General features: G+C 44.9%; 14 protein-coding genes and 1 pseudogene. 6 read left to right on the forward strand and 9 right to left on the reverse strand.

Annotation, left to right across the window (positions count from 1 at the left end; genetic code table 11):
• The 3 genes and pseudogenes from tuf to rimI all read left to right on the forward strand — a co-directional run.
• Nucleotides 1–301 (forward strand): annotated as a pseudogene (gene tuf, locus GW12_RS07915) (elongation factor Tu); the annotation flags it as partial.
• Nucleotides 302–512: 211 nt separating this feature from the next.
• Nucleotides 513–1394, forward strand: coding sequence for a metal-dependent hydrolase (locus GW12_RS07920; RefSeq protein WP_034585932.1), 882 nt, complete (start codon nucleotides 513–515; stop codon nucleotides 1392–1394).
• A gap of 105 nt (nucleotides 1395–1499) precedes the next feature.
• Entirely contained in the window at nucleotides 1500–1958 is a 459-nt protein-coding gene (gene rimI, locus GW12_RS07925; protein WP_034585935.1) for a ribosomal protein S18-alanine N-acetyltransferase, read from the forward strand.
• 24 nt (nucleotides 1959–1982) lie between these two features.
• On the opposite strand, the gene GW12_RS07930 is transcribed toward rimI, so the two are convergent.
• From GW12_RS07930 to trxB, 3 genes are all read right to left on the reverse strand, one after another.
• On the reverse strand, nucleotides 1983–2798 hold the full coding sequence (locus GW12_RS07930) for an arginyltransferase (RefSeq protein ID WP_034585938.1): 816 nt from the start codon (nucleotides 2796–2798) through the stop codon (nucleotides 1983–1985).
• 21 nt (nucleotides 2799–2819) lie between these two features.
• Nucleotides 2820–3551 (reverse strand): leucyl/phenylalanyl-tRNA--protein transferase, encoded by a 732-nt coding sequence (gene aat / locus GW12_RS07935; RefSeq protein ID WP_034586024.1) that lies wholly within the window; start codon nucleotides 3549–3551, stop codon nucleotides 2820–2822.
• Nucleotides 3552–3637: 86 nt separating this feature from the next.
• The gene (gene trxB, locus GW12_RS07940) at nucleotides 3638–4594 is read right to left on the reverse strand and encodes a thioredoxin-disulfide reductase (protein WP_034585941.1); all 957 of its coding nucleotides are present in this window, start codon (nucleotides 4592–4594) and stop codon (nucleotides 3638–3640) included.
• A 261-nt stretch (nucleotides 4595–4855) separates the two neighbouring features.
• Here trxB and GW12_RS07945 point away from each other — a divergent pair, with 261 nt between their 5' ends.
• Nucleotides 4856–7987, forward strand: a complete 3132-nt coding sequence (locus GW12_RS07945; RefSeq protein WP_034585944.1) for a DNA translocase FtsK — start codon at nucleotides 4856–4858, stop codon at nucleotides 7985–7987.
• A gap of 67 nt (nucleotides 7988–8054) precedes the next feature.
• On the opposite strand, the gene GW12_RS07950 is transcribed toward GW12_RS07945, so the two are convergent.
• From GW12_RS07950 to GW12_RS07975, 6 genes are all read right to left on the reverse strand, one after another.
• On the reverse strand, nucleotides 8055–8342 hold the full coding sequence (locus GW12_RS07950) for a PA4642 family protein (RefSeq protein WP_034585947.1): 288 nt from the start codon (nucleotides 8340–8342) through the stop codon (nucleotides 8055–8057).
• A 189-nt stretch (nucleotides 8343–8531) separates the two neighbouring features.
• Nucleotides 8532–8804, reverse strand: a complete 273-nt coding sequence (gene minE / locus GW12_RS07955; protein ID WP_034585949.1) for a cell division topological specificity factor MinE — start codon at nucleotides 8802–8804, stop codon at nucleotides 8532–8534.
• Nucleotides 8805–8806: 2 nt separating this feature from the next.
• A complete protein-coding gene (minD, locus tag GW12_RS07960; RefSeq protein ID WP_034585950.1) occupies nucleotides 8807–9619 on the reverse strand; it encodes a septum site-determining protein MinD in 813 nt (270 codons plus the stop codon).
• A gap of 66 nt (nucleotides 9620–9685) precedes the next feature.
• Nucleotides 9686–10402: a septum site-determining protein MinC gene (minC, locus tag GW12_RS07965; protein ID WP_034585952.1), complete on the reverse strand. Its 717-nt coding sequence runs from the start codon at nucleotides 10400–10402 to the stop codon at nucleotides 9686–9688.
• Nucleotides 10403–10560: 158 nt separating this feature from the next.
• The gene (locus tag GW12_RS07970) at nucleotides 10561–11628 is read right to left on the reverse strand and encodes a hypothetical protein (protein ID WP_034585955.1); all 1068 of its coding nucleotides are present in this window, start codon (nucleotides 11626–11628) and stop codon (nucleotides 10561–10563) included.
• 19 nt (nucleotides 11629–11647) lie between these two features.
• Nucleotides 11648–12571, reverse strand: coding sequence for an acyltransferase (locus GW12_RS07975; protein WP_034585957.1), 924 nt, complete (start codon nucleotides 12569–12571; stop codon nucleotides 11648–11650).
• A gap of 250 nt (nucleotides 12572–12821) precedes the next feature.
• Here GW12_RS07975 and GW12_RS07980 point away from each other — a divergent pair, with 250 nt between their 5' ends.
• Together GW12_RS07980 and rep are read left to right on the forward strand one after the other, a co-directional pair.
• Nucleotides 12822–13475 (forward strand): OmpA family protein, encoded by a 654-nt coding sequence (locus GW12_RS07980; RefSeq protein ID WP_034585961.1) that lies wholly within the window; start codon nucleotides 12822–12824, stop codon nucleotides 13473–13475.
• A gap of 134 nt (nucleotides 13476–13609) precedes the next feature.
• Nucleotides 13610–15649: a DNA helicase Rep gene (gene rep / locus GW12_RS07985; RefSeq protein WP_034585964.1), complete on the forward strand. Its 2040-nt coding sequence runs from the start codon at nucleotides 13610–13612 to the stop codon at nucleotides 15647–15649.
• The last annotated feature ends 27 nt before the right edge of the window (nucleotides 15650–15676 follow it).

Below are 15676 nucleotides of genomic sequence, written 5' to 3' on the forward strand. Positions count from 1 at the left end.
ACCAGGTACAATCAAACCGCATACTAAATTCGATGCAGAAGTATACGTACTGTCTAAAGACGAAGGTGGTCGTCACACTCCATTCCTGAATGGTTACCGTCCACAGTTCTACTTCCGTACAACTGACGTAACTGGTGCGATCCAGTTGAAAGAAGGCGTTGAAATGGTAATGCCAGGTGACAACGTTGAAATGTCAGTAGAACTGATCCACCCAATCGCAATGGACGCAGGTCTGCGTTTTGCGATCCGTGAAGGTGGTCGTACAGTTGGTGCTGGTGTAGTATCTCGCGTTACTGCTTAATCACTGAATTGTGAAAAAAGCGTCCCTCTGGGGCGCTTTTTTTTATGCCTAATTAAAGTAAAAATGAATTGTTGAACAAAAATAAAAAGCTGTCCTTAAGTGATATTTCACTGACCTTAACTGCAATGATGTCAAACAGATATGTAAGTAATATAACAATCAGAGAATAGAAAAATAGGGCCAGGTCGAGAAGATCTGCGGGAGGCGTTACATGAATGCTGAAGTAAAAATTACTAACCGTGCCGGTGCAAGTTTCCCGGTTCGTCGTATGAACTTTAATTTTGATCAGGTTCCGGAATACTGGATGAATGGATCAGCGGGGCTGACTCATTTTATGACAGCATTGTCTGCATTGTTTCCTGCAGGTGAAAAATTCTTTATCGACAGCGTGCGTGCGGTACGCAATCATCCAAAGCTGAAAGACAACGAAGCGCTACAGAAAGAAATCTCTGCCTTTATTGGTCAAGAAGCCATGCATACTCAGGAACATGTTGGCTTTAATGCATCAGCGCAGAAATACGGTCATGATGTCGATACCCTAGATCGTTATACCGATAAAGTGATTCAAACTACACGTAAATTTATCGCTAAAGTAGCCCAGCCTGTGGGTATTACTCAGGAAATGGTGGACTTGACGGCTACTACAGCACTGGAACATTTCACTGCGACCATTGCTTCTCAGCTACTGACCAATAGTCATATTCAAGAACTGATGAAAGATGACACGATGAAAACCATGTGGCTCTGGCATGCGATTGAAGAAAATGAGCATAAAGCGGTAGCTTATGATGTGTTTGAAAGTGTCTTTGGTAAAGGCCTGAAATCCTATGCGTTGCGTACCAGTTCGCTGGTGATTGCCATGGTCACTTTATTCTTTGTGCAAACTTACTTTGTGCTGCGTTTGCTGAAAGAAGACAGACAGCTGAATTTCGAAGCACTGAAAGATATTTACCACTACGGTTATAGTCCTTCCAAAGGCATCATTACCGGTATGGGACGTGAAATGGCGATGTACTTCAAGCCAGGCTTTCATCCGAATGACCATGATACACGTCGTTTGCTGGCGAACTGGAAAGCCAAACTTGGTCTGTAATTCGACAAGTCATAAAGAGCGATTGAAATCGCTCTTTTTTTTACTCGATTTTCAGCACAAAGTTTCTATAATGCGCAGGAGATTTTTATTGATAGATGAACGAACATGATTCGTTTGATGCAAACTTCTGATGTTGAAGCCGTCAGTCACATTGAACAAAAAGTACAATCCCATCCATGGACGAAAAATCAATTTGCTGAAGCGGTGACTACGTATCAAAGCACGGTAATCGAGCAGGATGAAAAAGTCGTTGGTTTTTGTATTCTGCAGCCGGTGCTTGATGAAGCCAATTTGCTCTTAATGGCGATTGATCCGAGCCAGCAGGGTAGGGGCTTGGGCTATCAGTTGTTGGAAGAATCCATCCAGTTACTGAAAAATAATCCGGTACAGATTTTTCTGGAAGTCAGGGTAAGCAATACGCCTGCGATCAAGCTGTATGAGAAAGTTGGCTTTCACCAGATTGATTTGCGCAAGAACTATTATCCAAATCCGGATGGCAGCCGTGAGCATGCGATTATCATGGTGAAAGCCTGCACAGACGATTTTGCCAGCCTATTTAAATAACAAGAGATTTCTCGCCTGATGACGTTACTTGATAATTGAATTATTCCATCCGGAGGGTAGGGTCGTCATCAAGGAGTTTCCCAGGTGTTCGATCTCCTCGGCATTCAACATACGATTCAGGCGACGCCATTGCCCATCAATCAGTAGTTCCAGCGGTAGGTACTGGGATTTATAATTCATCTTGTTGGAATGCGGTACCCAATAGCCCAGATAAATAAATGGTAGGCTTAAGCTTTTAGCATGTTCAATCTGTTTCAGGATTGCAAATACACCGAGTGAGCGACGGTTCATGTCTGGATCAAAAAAGGTATAGACTGCAGAAATACCATCATCAAGCAAGTCACAGGTAGAAACGCTAATCAGCTGGCCATCTTGCCATAATTCCAGGAAGAAGCTGTTGGTACAGCTTTGCAGCAGGAATTTTTCGAACTGATCCCGGCTTGGTGGATACATGTCACCATCGGCATGACGTTCATTGATGTAGCGTTCATACAACGCATAGTGGGTATTAGTGGCGTCTTCTGGGGCGGTAATTCTAACGGTCAAGTCTTGGTTCCGTTTCCATGCTTTTTTCTGGGAGCTGTTCATGGAAAATTCATGTACAGGCACACGGCAGGACAGACACTGACGGCAAAGGTGGCATTCAGGGCGATAAACGAAATCACCACTACGGCGGAAGCCGGTACGGGATAATTCAGAAAGGGTGACGACATCAATACGATGCGAAGGATCTAAAAACACCATACGCGCAGATTTGTTCGGCAGATAACTGCAGTCGTGTGGCGGGGTAATATAGTACTGTAAATCGTTCAGCAGGGACTTTGGGTGATAAGAGTTCATAGCAAATTCCCTCTGTTATTTTCATTCATCTAATTGCGCGTTTATCGCTATTGTTTTACTTGAAAATACACCCTCCTGATATTTTTGCCAATTGATAGACGGCTGATTTATCACATCTTGTAACGAATTAAGATACGCCTGGCGAGAAATTGTACTAGCTCCAAGGCTAAGTAAATGATCATTAACGAGTTGACAATCGATCCAGGGCAGCTGATTTTCCTGTCCAATCAACATCAAGGTATAAAATGCCATTTTGGAGACATCAGTACGGGTACTAAACATAGATTCGCCAAAACAGCCTTTGCCAATGGTCACACCATACAGTCCACCTACCACCTGGTTTTCTTCCCAAACTTCAATGCTATAGCCATAGCCGGCATCAAATAGGTTACAGTATCCTTCAATAATATCCTCAGTAATCCAGGTGTCATCAGCATAAACACGTGGCAGGGAACAAGAGCGGATCACTCTCTCAAAAGCATGATTCACAGTAATTTGATAATCATACTTTTTCATATTGCGAATCAGGGATTTGCTGGGGTGGTATTCGTGAGGCCGGATAATGCAGCGCGGTTCCGGGCTCCACCAGCAGATTGGATCATTTTCTGAAAACCATGGAAACAGGCCATGGGTATAGGCTTCATATAATGTAGATGGTTCAAGGTCGGCCCCAATACAAATCAGGCCCTGACCTTCAGGATCTGCTTCGACAGGATTGGGGAAAATGTACTGTGAAGGAGGAAGAGGCTGCATACAAGAACCCAAGTGGAAAATCATCTTGGATTATCATACATAAAAAAACCGCCCAAGATGGACGGCTTTTTTTTGGCTGCTTGGTCTTATTTACCCAGTGCATCCAGATATTTTTCTGCATCCAGCGCCGCCATACAGCCTGAACCTGCAGAAGTAATCGCCTGACGATAAACGCTGTCTGCCACATCACCCGCAGCAAATACGCCAGGAAGTGAAGTTTGAGTCGCATTACCCGCAGTACCGCTTTGTACCTGGATATAACCATCACGAAGCTCTAATTGACCTTCGAACATAGTGGTATTTGGCTTGTGACCAATCGCAATGAATAGACCAGAGACTTCAACTTCTTGAGTAGACTCATCTTGGGTTGATTTCAGACGGACTGAAGTCACACCCGCTTGTGGATTACCCAGGACTTCATCCACCTGATGATTCCAGATGATGCTAATTTTGCCTTCTTTCTCTTTTTCAAACAGATGATCTTGAAGGATTTTTTCAGAACGTAAAGAGTCGCGACGGTGAACCAGAGTCACGTGAGAAGCAATATTAGATAGGTACAGGGCTTCTTCAACCGCAGTGTTACCACCACCCACAACCATGACTTTCTGGCCTTTATAGAAGAAACCGTCACAAGTCGCACAAGCACTCACGCCTTGGCCCATGAATGCAGCTTCAGATTCCAGCCCGAGGTATTGTGCAGTTGCACCTGTCGCAATGATCAGTGCATCACAAGTGAACTCTTCCATATCACCTTTCAATACGAAAGGGCGGACATTCAGGTTCACTTCATTGATGTGGTCATAGACGATTTCAGTACCGAAACGTTCCGCATGTGCCTGCATACGCTCCATCAGGACAGGACCAGTCAGACCTTCAGGGTCACCTGGCCAGTTATCTACTTCAGTTGTGGTAGTGAGCTGACCACCAAGCTGTAAACCTGCAATAAGGGTTGGTTTTAAGTTTGCACGTGCTGCATAAACAGCCGCACTGTAACCAGCAGGGCCGGAACCTAAAATAATCAGTCGAGAGTGACGTGCGCTCATCGGGACATCCTTTTTGTATTTAGAAATTTATTGAATTATACGGGAAACTGTATAACAGTGGTGTGAGATTAAAGTCGATATTATTGATCATTCAAATCGATTTGAGCTATATAGAGACGATAGACAACAAGGACGCTGCACAGTTGCACAATACTGCATCTTTTTTCGTGTAACAGGTGCATAATAAGCATTTTATTGCGTCGTTTTTTTGAATCATAATAGCAAAAGAACATTCATGAAGAATTCGCTACAGGACAGTATATGACAACGGTGTCGAGTGCTTATGCACAGCGCTTAGTAATGACATTATTTTTAGTCTCATTTGGGATTTATCTGTTTCTTGCAACAGTAACCTATACGCCATTTGATCCAGGCTGGATGCACATTTCCAGTGATACCCAGACTGTGTCCAATGCCAGTGGTGTTGCAGGGGCGTGGATCTCAGACCTACTGTTTGGTTTTCTGGGCTGGGCGAGTTTGCTGATTCCACTGTATCTGTTTATTGAAGCGATCCAGGTGTGGTGGCCACGCAGCTTCCTGAACCGTCCTTTCCGCTATGCGGCGCAATTCTTCCTGTTATTGACCACTTCTGCATTGATGTTCCTGTTCTGGGAAGTGCCAGCAGATACTTTAGATAATTCTTCAGGTGGCATCATCGGTTATGAGCTGGGCCAGAGCCTGGAACAGCTGCTTACAATTTATGGTGCAGCGGTATTCCTGATTGCACTATGGTTCCTACTATTTACATTGGCATTTGGGGTGAAATGGAACAAGACCTGGAGCAGCCTCAAAGCAGCTCCGGCTTATTTGCAGGATCTATTCTATCGTAATGTACCGGAAGGGGAGAGTGACTTTGATCGTTCCATGCTGGCAGCGAAGAAAGATGTGGTAGCTCTGAAAAAGGCTGTGCCTACACCAGTGATTCCTGTACCAGAACATGAACCCGTCGCGATTGATCCTGTGGTGCATGACCATATCGCAGAACGTCTGTTTGATGATATTGCCGACCGTGAACTGGAAGCACAGCAGAAGCAACATGTAGAGCCTGAACTGAGTCCTGAAGATGAAGAATTTGAAAAGACGCTGGAAAAAGCCCATCGTCTGGTGCAGGATTCAAACCGAATTATTACTACCGGTGAAGTCTGGCGTGCTTTGAACTCTGATGAAGATCAGCGTCATAAGCAGGATATTGATGCATTGCTGAAGGCGGCAGAAGAAAATCAGCCAGTATCAACATCAACTCATTCTGAACCAGTTACTTCAACACTTGTAGCCCCAATTGAAGATATTAAGGCACATTTAAAAGCTGAAACTTCAGTTCCAATGACAACAGCTAAAAAAGGCTTGGACTGGGATGATGATGAAATTTTTGATGAGTTACTGGCAGCCGTACCAGCAGGCAAAACTGCGACGGATGTGCATACGCCATTTACTACCCCTACAGCTACTGAACAGCCAACTTTAAGAATTGTTGAAGACCTGCCTGCAACTGCGGCGGCAGCAAGTGCTGCTGTAGTAACAGGGGTGAGCAACGCAGTACCTCATGCTCCATCGGTACGCAATGCACTGGAAACTGACTTTGATGATCTGGATGATTTGCTGGTTGAAGAGATTGAACCAGCACAGCCAGTACGAGCATCCAGCTATGCCCAGTCTTCTGCTTTTGTAAAAGCACCAATTCAGCACCAAGGTATTGATGTGCCTAAAGCTGTAAATCCAACTGTTGCTGAACAGCAAAATTCTGATGCAGTTAAAGTTCCTTTATCCAAAGAAGAATTTATTGAAGCCTGGCAGGAAACTGCAGGCGCGCCTCAGGATGAAGATAATTTCGACTTTGATGCCCCATTGACGGATTCTATGGGGCGTCCATTATCGCGTGCCATGATGGTGGCAGAACGCCGTAAAGATCTGCCGCCCTTGCCAGGTTTGGAACTGTTAGATGAAGTTGATCCAAACAAGAAGGTTAATTTTACAGAAGAGCAGCTATCCCGTCTGTCTGAATTGCTGGAAATCAAGCTGCAGGAATTCAATGTTAAGGCGAAAGTAGTCGAAGCTCAGCCTGGTCCAGTCGTGACCCGTTTTGAACTGGATCTGGCACCGGGTGTGAAAGCTTCTAAGGTGACCAATATTTCCCGCGACTTGGCACGTTCGATGTCGATGGCATCGGTGCGTGTGGTGGAAGTCATTCCGGGCAAGCCATATATTGGGATTGAAGTGCCAAACAGTACCCGTGAAATGGTACGCCTGATTGAACTGGTCAAAACGCCCAAATTTGAAGATCCGAATGGCATTCTGTCGATGGCCATGGGTAAAGACATTTCTGGTAATCCGGTGATTACTGAGCTCGGTAAAGCACCGCATATGTTGGTTGCCGGTACCACAGGTTCGGGTAAATCTGTTGCAGTGAACTCGATGATCTTGTCGATGCTGCTGAAATATACACCAGATCAATTACGACTCATTCTGATTGACCCAAAACAGCTGGAACTGGCCAACTATAACGATATTCCGCACCTGTTGACGCCTGTAGTCACTGACATGAAAGATGCGGTCAGCGCATTGAACTGGTGTGTTAATGAAATGGAACGCCGTTACAAGCTGATGTCTTTCCTGAAAATCCGTAAGCTAAGTGACTATAACCGTAAGGTGGAAGAAGCTTTAGCCAATGGCGAAGACCTGTTTGATCCAACCTGGAAAGCCAGCGAATCTGTGGCAGGGGAACGTGCTCCTCGTTTGACTCCACTTCCTTCTATTGTGATTGTTGCCGACGAGTTTGCGGACATGATCATGCAGGTGGGTAAAAAAGCGGAAGAGATGATTACCCGTCTGGCACAGAAATCCCGTGCTGCCGGTATTCACTTGTTGCTGGCAACCCAACGTCCTTCGGTGGATGTGATTACCGGTCTGATTAAAGCCAACATCCCGACCCGTGTGGCACTGCGTGTCAACTCGAAAATTGACTCACGTACCATTCTGGATGCAGGTGGTGCAGAAGACCTGCTCGGCCATGGTGACATGCTGTTCCTTGGCCCTGGCAAGATCGAGCCGGAACGTGTACATGGTGCCTTTATTGCCGATGATGAAGTCAACCGGATTTGTGATGCATGGCGTGAACGTGGTGCACCGAATTATGTGGATGAAATCCTGACCCCATTTGATGAAGAACCAAGTAGCCGGGGCTTTGAAGATGGCGGAGACGGTGGTTCAGATCGTGACCCGCTGTATGACCAGTGTGTATCCTTCGTGCTGGAAACCCGTAAGGCATCCACTTCATCGCTACAGCGTAAATTTAGTCTGGGTTATAACCGTGCGGCACGGATCATTGACCAGATGGAAGAAAATGGTATTGTGAGCTCGATGGGAGCGAACGGTAAACGTGAGATTTTGGTTTAATACCAGAATCTCCAAGCAATAAAAAAAGCCTGCATCAAGCAGGCTTTTTTGTGTGACCTAGAAAGTCTTAAGCAAATTTTGCAAGAACTTCCAGGAATTCAGCACTGTGACGTGGGAATTTGGCAATCACGTCATGAATACGCTCGCCTTCAGGATTGGTGGCATTGATATCACGACCATCAGCAACGAATTTAGTCAACAGACGTTCATAGTCATATGGACGCATGTGTTTATATGCATGATATAGCACATGAAAATCCGCGTTTACGCCTGCAGGAGGTAATTGATTGAGATAGGCAAATACACGCTCATCTGACCATTCTTCGTTAAACGTTGCCGGTTGAGACAATGCCATCACAAACTCCTTGATATAATTTTCGATATGAAAAAGGCAAAATATGAGACTAGATTAGCAAAGCACTGCTTTGCCTAGTCGCAAGACTTGAAGCTCTGCTTCAAGTGGGCTGAATTTAATAAAATAACTTCATTCAGCTAGTCTCATATTCTGCCTTGAATCTAGATTCTTGACTAATCAAAAATCAAATTATCGTTCTTCAGGTAAATTGATATTCATCTCAAGCATTTCAATGTTTGCTTCAGAACGCACCTGCATTTGAATGTGTTGTTCATCCACACCACGCACGTAGCGACTCACCACCTGCATGATTTCTTTTTTCATCATGTCAATTTTATCTTGGCTCAGACGACGTCCCAAACCTTGCTCAGATGCTACGATGACCTTTAAGCGATCTTTCGCAGTTTGCGCGCTTGATGGTTTGTCTTCGTTACCAAAAATCTTGCTCCAGAATCCTGCCATCCTTATGCTCCAAATAGACGAGCTAACCAGCCCTTCGGTTTCACTTCAAGATTACGGTAAGGACGTTCTTCACCGAGGAAACGTGCCACTAGGTCATCATAAGCCTGGCCTGCAGCAGATGCAGTAAAATGAATGACCGGTTTACCTTCGTTTGATGCTTGCAGAACGCTAGGGCATTCTGGAATCACGCCTAAAGTTGGGACACGTAAAATGTCTTTAGAGATGTCGTCGATGGTCAGCATTTCTTGCTTGTCAGCACGTTCAGGATTGAAACGTGTGATACACAGGTGCTTACGGATACGGCCTTCACCTTGTTCCACTTTCTTGGTTTTGCTGTCGAGCATACCAATAATACGGTCAGAGTCACGTACGGATGAAATTTCAGGGTTGGTCACAATGATGGCTTCATCGGCATGGTACATCGCCATGATGGCACCACGTTCAATCCCCGCTGGAGAGTCACAAATAATGTAATCAAATTCCTGCGACAATTCATCCATTACACGCGCAACGCCTTCATCAGTCAGGGCATCTTTATCACGTGTTTGTGAAGCAGGCAAAATATATAAGTTTTCAATATCTTTATCGCGAATAAGCGCTTGTTGTAATCGTGCTTCGTTATTCAGAACATTCACAAAATCATAAACTACGCGGCGTTCACAACCCATAATTAGGTCAAGGTTACGCAAACCCACATCAAAGTCGATCACAACAGTTTTGTGGCCACGTAGGGCTAAACCTGTTGCAAAAGATGCACTCGTCGTAGTTTTACCTACACCACCTTTGCCTGACGTTACGACAACAATTTTCGCCACCGAATCCACTCCTGTTATGGTTTAAATCCCCTAATTGATATAGGGGTTTTGGTGTTTATTTATACATTAAAATTGTAGAGCTTCAAATACAAGCTCTTGTTGATCATTCAAATAAATATGCACAGGCTTTTTCACCACATTTGGTGGGATGTCATCTGCGACGCAATAGGTACCTGCAATCGAAATCAGTTCTGCTTCCAGCGCATGACAGAAAATGCGGGCAGCGGTATTGCCACCTGCACCCGCAATCACACGACCACGTGCACTGCCATAAATATGAATATTGCCTGATGCGATCACTTCCGAGCCACTGTTCATGCCAGCATTGATAATAATGTCACCATGATCCTGCACGATACATTGACCGGTACGCAGAATTTCATCATGGTAAGACGTCACATGTGCAATCACTGGCGCCACTACAGCAGCCTCTTGACTAGCGTCAGCCTTGATTTCAGGTTTGATTTCGATGACCTGTTCTTTGCTGGCTTTGATTTCCTGCAACTGACGGTCTGGCGGTAATACCGGGAACTGGATGGCACGTGCCTGTTCAGCCAGTGGACCTTCAGTCACCGCCATCGGTTGTACATCCAGGCTAATCAGCAATTGAATCAGGGCAATCAGTTCCTGCTCGACTGAACTTTCAATCACCACCAGCATACCTGGCGGAAATGCAGCTTGTAATTTTGGTGCTAATTGCTGGCGGATCGCATCATGATCATTTGTATCAAGGCTAATGCGAATCGCATTGACCATTCTGCCCTTAATCCGTATATCAGCCATAGTTCTTCCTTAATACTTCTGACCTGTAAAATTTTATGTCGAAGCAATGTTGTAAATAGTGCAAATCCTAGAACAAATTTCGTTAATTCTCTAGCGATCCAAGTTATTTTTTTATGCGATCAAATTCCCTTAAAAAGAATAGCATTATTCCTGCCGGATTATTGATAGGTTGATCGCTGATTTTTCTCATTTTCTTCTAGAATTTGTTGCCACTGCTTGATTTTGACCTGTTCGCGAATGGCTTCAAGTGTTTCAAAAACAGCCGACTCGACCAGCTTGTCAATGTGTGGATTTTGTTCAATCTCGATTTGGCTGATCTTCTCGGCAATCATGGCATAGGTTGGATTATCCTTGCTGTAATTGGTGTGGGTAAACGGATCGATCAGTCCTTGGGTAATATTTTCACCCAGACGCTGACCGATACTCTGAATCTGCTGTTCGATGCGGCTGCCAACAATGGGGATCAGACGTAACAGTTGGGTCAGTTCGGGCGTATCTTCAATGGCCTGATTCACCACCTGACCGACATTCTTGGCAATCATGGAACGTTGGGCTTGTAATTCCTTGCCCAGACTTTCCTGCAAAATATCCGCAAGGGCAGTGGCAAACAGCTGGCGGTGATGCTCAACCAGATCATCAATCATCTGACGATGAGTGGTACTGGTGGTCAGTTCTCGTTTAATGCCATCCAGCACGGTAATCACGATACGGCTGGAAAGCTCTTCCATCACCAGGTTGTAATAGAAATTTGCACGTTTGTACCAGCTGTTAGGAATGACCTTGAAACCATGGCTATGCAGGTTATAGCCAATCGCGACAGCACGTAGCAGACGCAGGAAACGTAGCTGTGGAATAATCGCGAGAATTTCATACCAATGTACGAAAGGGAAGAACCACCAGCGCACATGATGACGTAGTACGATAGCAATCAGCCAGCGCGCTAGCAGTTCGCCAATTAAAAAAGTGGTAAACCAGCCTTCGGTAATGATCACCCAAGGGCGCAGTTCAGCCTTATAGAAATGTAGAATTTCGGGCAGACGAATGAAGTCGAACAGCCATTGTCCGAAGTCGCTAAGCAAAATGGCATTGGCACTTAGACAGAACAGGTTGATGATGATCAGCACCATCATGAAAATGTCGTAGGCCAGCGCGACCTTCCAGCCCCAAGTGCCTTCGCGGAAAAAGCTGAAGGCTGTAGAGCTGGTTTTTGGGGAGTTCGGCTTCATCACATCTCAAAAAATCAGGTCAGGCTGCCTGAGCCAGATCCTGCTTCATTTTTTCAATCAGCTGGTCTTTCTCAGTCCATAATTGATGTACCCATTGCTGGAAACGTTCACGGTATTCAGGATCATCCTCATAATTACCGCCCAGTACCCAGTCTGGAATTTCAATCTTTCTTAAATCTACCGCAATTCTTGGCACTTCGCCTAACCAGAATTCACCATAGCCCGGTACGCCGTCTGGATAGACAATGGTCATATCTACAAAGGCATCGATGCGGTCACCCAGAATATTCAAGGCTAGCGCCAGACCACCGGCTTTTGGTTTCAGCAGGTTTTTATATGGAGATTGTTGCTGGTCATGCTTTTCTTGGGTAAAGCGGGTGCCTTCCAGATAGTTGAGCAGGGTAAATGGCTGACTCAATAACTGCTGACATGACTTACGTGCTTCATCCATGTCGCGATCTTTCAGTGCTGGATTCTTGGCAATCTGTTCTTTGGTATGGCGTTTCATCATCGGAAAGCCCAGAATCTTAAACGCCTGTCCCACGAACGGAATAAAGATCAGCTCCCATTTGGTAAAGAAACGGGTGAGTGGCATACGAGTCAGACCAAAATACTGATTCACTGTGGTATCAACCCAGCTTTGATGGTTACAGGTCATCAGGTAACGACCTTGCATGCTTAGGTCGAGTGATTCATCAACGGTAATGGTCCACTTGGTATTTTTCAGCATGGTGTCAATCAGCCAGTTATTGACGCTCAGCCAGCTGTTGGTAATCTTGATATTGGTTTCATCAATTTTAGGTGATTTTTTCACTAACTTGGTCAGACCTAAAGCTAGTACTGGAGGCCCATGAAAGAAAGTACTTCCTGTCATAACTGAGCTTACAGTGAGGCCACGAGCAATTTTTTTTAAAAGCGGTTGTTTTTTACTTTCAGACGACATATAAATCTGTCCTAAGAGGGTAATCGTTTAAAATTTGTCATATTTTTAACAATATACGTTCTGAGAAGCGATTAGAAAAGTCCAGAATGAGAACTGTGGAGAAATTGTGATGAATTTAACTGTTTTAGTTACACATAAACATTACAAATAATTACGAAACAATTTATTATTAACAAAGTAAATATGGTTGTTGATTGAAATATCGACCATTATTCTTCAAATACAACAAAACAAGTTAAGGAGGCATGCAATGCGTGCATTGTTAATTTCAGCAGCTGTAGCAGGGGCGGTAGCACTTACAGGTTGTCAAACTACAGGTAACAACATTGGTGGCTTCGAATACGATAAAGCTGCACTGGGCACAGTGATCGGTGCAGCAGCAGGTTATGGTATTTCTAAAGGCAATGCCAACACTAGCGCTCAAAACAACCGTGCTGCTGCAATCGGTGCTGTTGTAGGTGCAGCAGCGGGTGCTTACCTTGACAATAAAGAGAAAAAACTTCGTCAAGCAACAGCGGGTAGCGGTATCGACGTAAACCGTAATCCAGACGGTTCGGTGAATCTGGTAATGCCAGGTAGCATTACTTTTGATACTAACAAGTCGAATATCAAACCAAACTTCTATGACACACTGAACAAAGTTGCTCAAGTATTAACTGAAGACAACAAGAGCGGTATCGTAGTAACTGGTTATACAGACAGTACTGGTAATGATTCAATCAACCTGCCATTGTCTCAAGCGCGTGCTCAGTCTGTTGCGAGCTACTTAGCGTCTAAAGGTATTTCAACTTCACGTATCAACGCTCAAGGTTTAGGTTCTGCGAACCCAATCGCTGACAACTCAACAGCTGCGGGCCGTGAACAAAACCGTCGTGTTGAAATCGCGGTATATCAAGTTCAGTAATCTCTGACTTGTAAAAAAGCCACCTTCGGGTGGTTTTTTTATGTCGGAAATTTGACTCAGGAAAATGAATTTTCAATTAGGCAAGTTGCCCGCAGATGACTATAATCGGAGCTGAATCTAGAAGAGGAAGCACTATGTCACTTGCCAGTCAGTTAAATGACAAGCAACTTGAAGCCATGAAATACACTCAAGGACCCTTGTTAGTACTTGCGGGGGCAGGTTCAGGTAAGACTTCCGTAATCACAAGAAAAATCGCTTATCTGGTCAAGCATTGTGGCATTCCGGCCCATCGTATTACAGCGATGACCTTTACCAACAAGGCTGCACGTGAAATGAAAGAGCGTGTCACTAAACTGCTGTCACGTGAAGAAGCGAAAGGTCTGTCAGTTTCGACTTTCCATACTTTTGGCCTGAATTTATTGCGTCTGGAACTGAAACATACGCCGTTGAAAGCCAACTTCTCGATTTTAGATGCAGATGATTGCAAACGTATTCTGATGGATTTAATGCACCGCGATAATTTGTCTGGTGCAGAAAGCAAGGAACTCATTGCTAAAGCGATGAAGATGATTTCTGACTGGAAGAATGACCTGATTCCACCGGAACAGGCACATACCACTTGTGAAACGCCGGAAGATGTTCAGTTTGCGCATTTATATCAACTGTATGAACGTAACCTGCGTGCCTATAACGCTGTCGATTTTGATGACCTGATTGTGATGCCTACACGTCTGCTACAGGAAAATGCGGAAGTCCGTGATAAATGGCAGAACCGGGTACGTTATCTGCTGGTGGACGAATATCAGGATACCAATACCGCCCAGTATATTCTGGTGAAATTGCTGGTAGGTGTAATGGGGCAGTTCACGGCCGTAGGTGATGACGACCAGTCAATTTATGCCTGGCGTGGGGCGAAGCCAGAAAATATGGCCTTGCTGCAACAAGACTTTCCGAATCTGAAAGTGATTAAACTGGAACAGAACTACCGTTCAACGAGCCGGATTTTGAAAGCAGCCAATACGGTTATCGGGAATAACCCGCATATTTTCGATAAAAAGCTCTGGTCAGACAAAGGCCATGGCGAAGTGATCCGTGTGATTACCTGCCGTAATGATGACGATGAAGCAGAACGCGTGGTCAAAGACCTTATTACCCATAAGTTGATGAATGGCAAAAACTGGAAAGATTACGCGATTCTGTATCGTGGTAATTTCCAGGCGCGTATTCTGGAAACCCAGCTGCGTCAGATGCAGATTCCGTACAAACTTTCTGGTGGTCAGTCCTTCTTCGCTCGTGCGGAAATCAAGGACATCATGAGTTATCTGCGCCTGATCATTAACCCGGAAGATGACAGTGCCTTCCTACGTATTATTAATACACCGAAACGTGCCATTGGTCCGGTAACACTGGAAAAATTAGGTCTATTCGCGCAGGAAAATAACCTGTCATTACTGGCTGCAGCAGGGGATCAGCGTCTGACCATGGCGATTCCCAAAAAAGCGACTACGCAGCTGGCTGAGTTTGCTGACTTTATTAATACCTTCACCCGTAACCTGCTAGATGATGATGAGCCGGTGCCGATTATCCGTCAGATGATGGTCGAAGCAGGTTATATCGACTATATCAAGGAATCGGCTGCCACTCCGGCACAGGAAAAAACCAAGCTGGACAACATTGAAGTGCTATATAGCAGTATCCAGAGCCTGATTAACCGCGCTGAAGATGTCGATGAAAAGAATATCGAAAGCGTGATTCGTAAGATGGTATTGCTGGATATGCTGGAACAGCAGCAGGAAGAAGAAGATACCGATAAGGTTAACCTGCTGACCCTGCATGCGTCCAAAGGTCTGGAGTTCCCTTACGTGTATCTGATTGGGCTGGAAGAGGAAATTCTACCGCATAAAAACTCGATTGCTGCCGATACGGTCGAGGAAGAACGCCGTCTGATGTATGTAGGCATTACCCGTGCCCGTCAAGGTTTAACCATTACTTTGGCCGAGCAGCGTAAGGCGGGCGGTCAGATGAAACAGATGACGCCAAGCCGTTTCTTGGATGAGTTGCCAGAAGATGAGCTGGAATGGCTAGGTCGCAAGAAAAAGCTGGCAGGCAATATTGATCCGAAGCAGCAAGCACAACAATATCTAGAAAATTTACGCGCTTTAATTAAGCGTTAATATTTAACCAATTTCTAAATCAATATT

It is taken from the genome of Acinetobacter sp. HR7 (assembly GCF_000773685.1).
Taxonomy (GTDB): Bacteria; Pseudomonadota; Gammaproteobacteria; order Pseudomonadales; family Moraxellaceae; genus Acinetobacter; species Acinetobacter thermotolerans.

Bases quoted from the DNA above. Each gene is read 5' to 3' on its own strand.
- GW12_RS07920 (WP_034585932.1), top strand. From the start codon at position 513: ATGAATGCTGAAGTAAAAATTACTAACCGTGCCGGTGCAAGTTTCCCG.
- rimI (WP_034585935.1), top strand. From the start codon at position 1,500: ATGATTCGTTTGATGCAAACTTCTGATGTTGAAGCCGTCAGTCACATT.
- GW12_RS07930 (WP_034585938.1), bottom strand. From the start codon at position 2,798: ATGAACTCTTATCACCCAAAGTCCCTGCTGAACGATTTACAGTACTAT.
- aat (WP_034586024.1), bottom strand. From the start codon at position 3,551: ATGCAGCCTCTTCCTCCTTCACAGTACATTTTCCCCAATCCTGTCGAA.
- trxB (WP_034585941.1), bottom strand. From the start codon at position 4,594: ATGAGCGCACGTCACTCTCGACTGATTATTTTAGGTTCCGGCCCTGCT.
- GW12_RS07945 (WP_034585944.1), top strand. From the start codon at position 4,856: ATGACAACGGTGTCGAGTGCTTATGCACAGCGCTTAGTAATGACATTA.
- GW12_RS07950 (WP_034585947.1), bottom strand. From the start codon at position 8,342: ATGGCATTGTCTCAACCGGCAACGTTTAACGAAGAATGGTCAGATGAG.
- minE (WP_034585949.1), bottom strand. From the start codon at position 8,804: ATGGCAGGATTCTGGAGCAAGATTTTTGGTAACGAAGACAAACCATCA.
- minC (WP_034585952.1), bottom strand. From the start codon at position 10,402: ATGGCTGATATACGGATTAAGGGCAGAATGGTCAATGCGATTCGCATT.
- GW12_RS07970 (WP_034585955.1), bottom strand. From the start codon at position 11,628: ATGAAGCCGAACTCCCCAAAAACCAGCTCTACAGCCTTCAGCTTTTTC.
- GW12_RS07975 (WP_034585957.1), bottom strand. From the start codon at position 12,571: ATGTCGTCTGAAAGTAAAAAACAACCGCTTTTAAAAAAAATTGCTCGT.
- GW12_RS07980 (WP_034585961.1), top strand. From the start codon at position 12,822: ATGCGTGCATTGTTAATTTCAGCAGCTGTAGCAGGGGCGGTAGCACTT.
- rep (WP_034585964.1), top strand. From the start codon at position 13,610: ATGTCACTTGCCAGTCAGTTAAATGACAAGCAACTTGAAGCCATGAAA.